The organism is Streptomyces sp. NPDC058964, from assembly GCF_042741275.1.
Taxonomy (GTDB): domain Bacteria; phylum Actinomycetota; class Actinomycetes; order Streptomycetales; family Streptomycetaceae; genus Streptomyces.
The window spans coordinates 1-6,236 of the sequence record NZ_JBHYKH010000525.1; the positions used below are offsets into that span (position 1 = coordinate 1).

Annotated in this window: 5 protein-coding genes; 4 read left to right on the forward strand and 1 reads right to left on the reverse strand. The window is 72.0% G+C overall.

Annotation, left to right across the window (positions count from 1 at the left end; genetic code table 11):
• The first annotated feature begins 29 nt into the window (after window positions 1-29).
• Both ACFW2E_RS39145 and ACFW2E_RS39150 read left to right on the forward strand, forming a co-directional pair.
• Window positions 30-2,927 carry a sarcosine oxidase subunit alpha family protein gene (locus ACFW2E_RS39145; RefSeq protein ID WP_384474530.1) on the forward strand — a complete coding sequence of 966 codons (2,898 nt, stop codon included), beginning with the start codon at window positions 30-32 and terminating at the stop codon, window positions 2,925-2,927.
• Window positions 2,920-3,522: a sarcosine oxidase subunit gamma gene (locus ACFW2E_RS39150; protein WP_384474519.1), complete on the forward strand. Its 603-nt coding sequence runs from the start codon at window positions 2,920-2,922 to the stop codon at window positions 3,520-3,522. The genes ACFW2E_RS39145 and ACFW2E_RS39150 overlap by 8 nt, the downstream gene beginning before the upstream one ends.
• 15 nt (window positions 3,523-3,537) lie before the next feature.
• Here the strand turns inward: ACFW2E_RS39150 and ACFW2E_RS39155 are convergent, their stop codons facing one another.
• A complete protein-coding gene (locus ACFW2E_RS39155) occupies window positions 3,538-3,804 on the reverse strand; it encodes a hypothetical protein (RefSeq protein WP_384474521.1) in 267 nt (88 codons plus the stop codon).
• Window positions 3,805-4,014: 210 nt separating this feature from the next.
• On the opposite strand from ACFW2E_RS39155, the gene ACFW2E_RS39160 reads away from it, so the two are divergent.
• Both ACFW2E_RS39160 and katG read left to right on the forward strand, forming a co-directional pair.
• Window positions 4,015-4,452, forward strand: coding sequence for a Fur family transcriptional regulator (locus ACFW2E_RS39160; RefSeq protein ID WP_384474524.1), 438 nt, complete (start codon window positions 4,015-4,017; stop codon window positions 4,450-4,452).
• 33 nt (window positions 4,453-4,485) lie between these two features.
• A partial coding sequence (gene katG / locus ACFW2E_RS39165) for a catalase/peroxidase HPI (RefSeq protein WP_384474527.1) occupies window positions 4,486-6,236 on the forward strand: 1,751 nt, incomplete at its 3' end.

Here is a 6,236-nt window from a genome sequence, read left to right on the forward strand (position 1 = left end):
GGGCTACCGCGCCCGCCCCGGTCCCCCGCGTGGGGGGGGGGGGGGCCACCCCCCCGGCGCGGGTCCAGGGGGCAGGCCCTCTGGTTCCGGGGCGGGGCGGGGTCGGGGAGAACCAGCCCTTCCGCCTGCCCACCGGCGGCCGAGTCGACCGCGAAACCTCTTTGACCTTCACCTTCGACGGCACCGAATACCGGGGCTGTCAGGGCGACACCCTCGCCTCCGCCCTCCTCGCGAACGGCGTCATCGCGGCAGCGACCAGCATCAGGCTCGGCCGCCCCCGCGGCATCTTCTCGGCCGGCGTGGAGGAACCCAACGCGGTCGTCCAGATCGAGGAACCCTTCCCCGAGCCGATGCTCCCGGCAACGACCGTAGAGCTGTACGACGGCCTCGTCGCGACCAGTCTCCCCGGTCAGGGCCGCCTCGCCACCACCCCCGACCCGGCCCGCTACGACGCCGTACACGCCCACTGCGACCTCCTGATCGTCGGCGCGGGCCCGGCCGGCCTCGCCGCGGCGGACGCGGCGGCGCGCAGCGGCGCACGCGTCATCCTCGCCGACGACCAGCCCGAACCCGGCGGCAGCCTGCTCGGCACGGGCGAGCACCTCGACTGGGTGGCGGCGACCGCCGCCCGGCTGGACTCCGTCCCCGAGGTGCGCGTACTGCGCCGCACCACCGTCTTCGGCCACTACGACGACAACCACCTCCTCGCCGTCGAACGCCGCACCAACCACCTCGGGGCCGACGCCCCGGACAACGTCTCCCGCGAGCGTGTCTGGCGCATCCGCGCCCGCCGTGTGGTGCTGGCCACCGGAGCCCACGAGCGGTCCCTCGCCTTCGCGGACAACGACCGCCCCGGAGTGATGCTGGCCGCCTCGGCCCGCACCTACATCAACCGGTACGGCGTCCTGCCCGGCCGCCGCGCGGTCGTCCTCACCACCAACGACAGCGCGTACGCCGCCGCACTCGACGCCGCCGCGGCCGGCATCGAGGTCGCCGCCGTGGTCGACATCCGGTCCGAGCCGGGGGAGTGGGCGGACCGGGCCCGCGAGGCCGGGATCGAGGTGCTCACCGGACACGCCGTGACCGGCACGGAGGGCACGCGGCGACTCACCGCCGTACAGGTGGCCCCGTACGGCGAGTCCGTGGGACGACGGGAGTTCGCCGTCGACCTCCTCCTCGTCTCCGGCGGCTGGAACCCCGTCGCGCACCTGTTCAGCCAGGCGGGCGGCAGGCTCCGCCACGACGAGGCGCTCGGCGCCTTCGTCCCCGACACCTGCCGGCAGGCGGTCGAGGTCGCCGGCAGCGCGAGCGGTGTCCTCGACCTGGCCGCGGTCCTCGCCCACGGCGCGGCCGCCGGCACCCGGGCGACCGAGGCCGAGGGCTACACGGCCCAGGTGCCCGCCCTCCCCGCCGTGGCCGAGGTGCCCCACACCCCGCCCCTGCGGGTCTTCACCGTCCCGGCTCCCGCCGGCGCACCCCGTTTCGTCGACCTCCAGCGGGACGTGACCGTCGACGACCTGGCCCGCGCGACCGGAGCCGGACTGCGCTCGGTGGAGCACACCAAGCGCTACACCACGGCCGGCACCGCCAACGACCAGGGCAAGACCGGGGGAGTCCTCGCCGGCGGTGTCGTCGCGGAACTCCTCGGCGTGGACATCTCCGCCCTCGGCACCACCACCTTCCGCCCGCCCTACACCCCCGTCTCCTTCGCCACCCTCGCGGGCCGCGACCGGGGCGCGCTGCACGACCCGATCCGGGTGACCGCCCTGCACGAATGGCATGCCGACCACGGGGCGCTGTTCGAGAACGTCGGCCAGTGGAGGCGGCCCTGGTACTACCCGCGGGACGGCGAGGACATGGAGTCCGCGGTGCTGCGCGAGTGCCGTGCCGCCCGGGAGGGCGTCGCGTTCATGGACGCCTCCACCCTCGGCAAGATCGATGTGCAGGGCCCGGACGCCGGGCGATTCCTCGACCTGCTCTACACCAACATGATGAGCACCCTGAAGACCGGCATGATCCGCTACGGCGTGATGTGCCGCCCGGACGGCATGGTCTTCGACGACGGCACCGTCATCCGCCTGGCCCAGGACCGTTTCCTGGTCACCACCACGACGGGCAACGCCGCCGCCGTCCTGGACTGGATGGAGGAGTGGCTGCAGACCGAATGGCCCGGACTCCGCGTGCACTGCACATCCGTGACCGAGCAGTGGGCCACCGTGGCCCTGGTCGGCCCGCGCTCCCGCGACGTGCTGGGCGCCGTCGCGCCCGAACTGGCCGTGGGCAACGACGACTTCCCGTTCATGGCCTGGCGCGGGACGTCCGTCGCGGGCATCGAGGCCAGGGTGTGCCGGATCAGTTTCTCCGGTGAACTCGCCTACGAGATCAACGTGTCGCCGTGGCACGCCGTGGCGCTGTGGGAGACGCTGTACGAGGCCGGCGCGGCGCACGGCATCACCCCCTACGGCACCGAGACCATGCACGTCCTGCGTGCCGAGAAGGGCTATCCCATCATCGGCCAGGACACCGACGGCACGGTCACCCCGCAGGATCTGGGCATGAGCTGGGCGGTGTCGAAGAAGAAGCCCGACTTCATCGGCAAGCGCTCCTACGCGCGCGCCGACAGCGTCCGGCCCGACCGCAAGCACCTGGTCGGCCTCCTTCCCGAGGACCCGGCCGCCTTGCTGCCCGAGGGCACGCACCTGGTCGCCGACAGCGAACTGCCCGCCCCGCCCGTCCCGATGCTCGGTCACGTCACCTCCAGCTACCGCAGCGCGGCACTGGGCCGGACCTTCGCACTCGCCCTGATCAAGGGCGGCCGGGACCGCATCGGCGAGCGCCTCTACGCACCCGTGGGCGACCGGCTGCTCCCGGTGACCGTCGCCAGCCCCGTCCTCTACGACCCCGAGGGAGCCCGCCGCGATGGCTGACACCGCCCCGACCGCACGGCAGCGCAGCCCCCTGGCCCACGCCGCCCACCGCCTGGCTGCCGTGACCCGGTCCTCCGGGGGCGCGATCAGACTGGCCGAACTTCCCTTCCTCGCCCAGGTGAACGTCCGTCTCGACGGCAAGGGCGCGGCGGCCGACGGCGTCGGACTCGCCCTCGGGCTCCGGCTGCCCCTGGAGCCCAATACGGTGGTACGCGCAGGGGAGCTCACCGTGGTGTGGCTGGGCCCCGACGAGTGGCTGGTGGTGGGCCGGCCGGGCACCCAGCGGGTCCTGGAGGGCCGGATCCGGGCGGCGGCCGGAGACGAGCCCGTCTCCGTCACCGACGTCTCCGCCCAGCGGACCACACTCCTCGTCTCGGGTGCCCGGGCCCGCGACCTGCTCTCCCACGGCTGCGCGCTGGACCTGCACCCGCGCGCCTTCGGCCCCGGCCGCTGCGCCCAGACGGCACTGGCCCGCAGCCAGGTCGTGCTGGTCGCCCGCGACGAGCCGAGGGCCGGGTTCTGGGTCCTGGTGCGCTCCTCCTTCGCCGGCTACCTGACGGACTGGCTGCTGGACGCGGCGGTGGAGTACGCCTGACACCGCCCGACCGTGTCACACCACGTTGAATCCCCGTTCGGCGTCGTAGACGTCGGTGTCGACGACGATCACGGCATGCAACGTCACCACGTAGTGGACCATGACGCTCTCGTGCCAGACGGAGCGCGTGACCTCGTCGTCGATGTACGCGAGGTGCGTGCGGGCGCCGTAGGGATCCGCGGCGATCTCGCCGACCAGTTGCACGAGGTTTCGGCGGTCGTCGGCCGGCAGGTAGTCCCGCAGCCTGCCGGCCCGCTCGGTGAACTCGACGCGTCGCTTCATCGTGGGCCGAAGCCTACGTATCCGACCGTCCTGCCGTCGCCCGAATTCCGACGCGCCCCGCACGGCGTGCCGAACCGGAACGGATACTCTGACGACCGCAGGGTTGATATATCCGCACATAGGGGAACAAACCCTGCATGGCTTGGGGTCTCAGACTTGGATCGCTCGTTTTCTTGAACTCTTCGTGTTTGTGCGAGTAGGTTGGGTGCCATGACCGCATCCGGGACCCCGACCACCGCCGAGGAGCTGCGTGGTGCCGGCCTGCGGGTGACGGCAGCCCGCGTCGCGCTGCTCGAGACCGTCCGGGGCGGTGACCACCTCGGCGTCGAGGCCATCGCCTCCGGAGTGCGTGACCGTGTGGGCCACATATCCCTTCAAGCCGTGTACGAAGCCCTCCACGCGCTCACCGCCGCGGGACTCGTACGCCGCATCGAACCCGCCGGGAGTCCGGCCCGGTTCGAGGGACGGGTGGGGGACAACCACCACCATGTCGTGTGCCGGTCATGCGGTGCCGTCGCAGACGTCGACTGCGCGGTCGGCGAGGCCCCGTGCCTGACCGCGTCCGACGACCACGGCTTCGCCGTCGTCGAGGCCGAGGTCATCTACTGGGGCCTGTGCCCCGACTGTTCCAACGCCCCCAGTTCCTGAGCACTGTGATCCGCCCAGTTCGGAAGGATTCCCATGTCTGAGAACCATGACGCAATCGTCACCGATGCGAAGTCCGAAGGCGCGGGTGGCTGCCCCGTCGCCCACGGGCGTGCCGCGCACCCGACTCAGGGCGGCGGAAACCGCCAGTGGTGGCCGGAACGGCTCAATCTGAAGATCCTTGCCAAGAACCCCGCCGTGGCCAACCCCCTCGGTGAGGAGTTCGACTACGCCGCGGCGTTCGAGTCCCTCGACCTGCCGGCCGTGAAACGCGACATCGCCGAGGTGCTGACGGACTCGAAGGACTGGTGGCCGGCCGACTTCGGCACCTACGGCCCGCTCATGATCCGTATGGCCTGGCACAGCGCGGGCACCTACCGCATCAGCGACGGCCGTGGCGGCGCCGGCGCCGGTCAGCAGCGCTTCGCCCCGCTCAACAGCTGGCCGGACAACGGCAACCTCGACAAGGCCCGCCGTCTGCTGTGGCCGGTCAAGAAGAAGTACGGCAAGAGCCTGTCGTGGGCCGACCTCATGATCCTCACCGGTAACGTCGCCCTGGAGACGATGGGCTTCACGACGTTCGGCTTCGGCGGCGGCCGTGAGGACGTCTGGGAGTCGGAGGAGGACGTCTACTGGGGTCCCGAGACCACCTGGCTCGACGACCAGCGCTACACCGGTGACCGCGAGCTGGAGAACCCGCTCGGCGCGGTCCAGATGGGCCTCATCTACGTCAACCCGGAGGGCCCCAACGGCAACCCGGACCCGATCGCCGCGGCCCGCGACATCCGCGAGACCTTCCGCCGCATGGCGATGAACGACGAGGAGACCGTCGCCCTCATCGCCGGTGGCCACACCTTCGGCAAGACCCACGGCGCAGGCCCGGCCGACAACGTCGGCGCGGACCCCGAGGCCGCCCCGATCGAGCAGCAGGGGCTCGGCTGGAAGAGCACCTACCGCACCGGCAAGGGCGGCGACGCGATCACCAGTGGCCTCGAGGTCACCTGGACCAGCACGCCGACCCAGTGGAGCAACGGGTTCTTCCAGAACCTCTTCGAGTACGAGTACGAGCTCACGCAGAGCCCGGCCGGCGCCCACCAGTGGGTGGCGAAGAACGCCGAAGCGACCGTCCCCGACGCGCACGACCCGTCGAAGAAGCAGCTCCCGACGATGCTCACCACCGACCTGTCGCTGCGCTTCGACCCGGTCTACGAGCCCATCTCGCGGCGCTTCTACGAGAACCCCGAGGAGTTCGCGGACGCCTTCGCCCGCGCCTGGTACAAGCTCACCCACCGCGACATGGGCCCGAAGTCGCTGTACCTCGGCCCGGAGGTCCCGGAGGAGACCCTGCTCTGGCAGGACCCGCTGCCGGAGGCCGAGGGCGAGACCATCGACGCCGCCGACGTCGCGGCGCTCAAGGCCAGGCTCCTCGACTCGGGGCTCACCGTCCCGCAGCTGGTGTCCACCGCGTGGGCGTCGGCCTCGACCTTCCGTACCAGCGACAAGCGCGGCGGTGCCAACGGCGCCCGCATCCGTCTGCAGCCGCAGGCCGGCTGGGAGGTCAACCAGCCCGACGAGCTGGCGCAGGTGCTGCGTGTCCTGGAGGGCATCCGGTCGGAGTTCAACACCGGCGCCAAGAAGGTCTCCTTGGCCGACCTGATCGTCCTCGGCGGCGCCGCCGCGGTGGAGAAGGCGGCCAAGGACGCCGGCGAAGACGTCGAGGTGGCCGTCGCCCCGGCCGCCCGCGACGCCACCGACGAGACCCCCCACCCGGCTACCAGCGCGCCGCT

Excerpts from the sequence above, each read along its gene's own strand:
- ACFW2E_RS39155 (WP_384474521.1), bottom strand. The coding sequence starts at position 3,804 with ATGAAGCGACGCGTCGAGTTCACCGAGCGGGCCGGCAGGCTGCGGGAC.
- ACFW2E_RS39160 (WP_384474524.1), top strand. The coding sequence starts at position 4,015 with ATGACCGCATCCGGGACCCCGACCACCGCCGAGGAGCTGCGTGGTGCC.
- ACFW2E_RS39150 (WP_384474519.1), top strand. The coding sequence starts at position 2,920 with ATGGCTGACACCGCCCCGACCGCACGGCAGCGCAGCCCCCTGGCCCAC.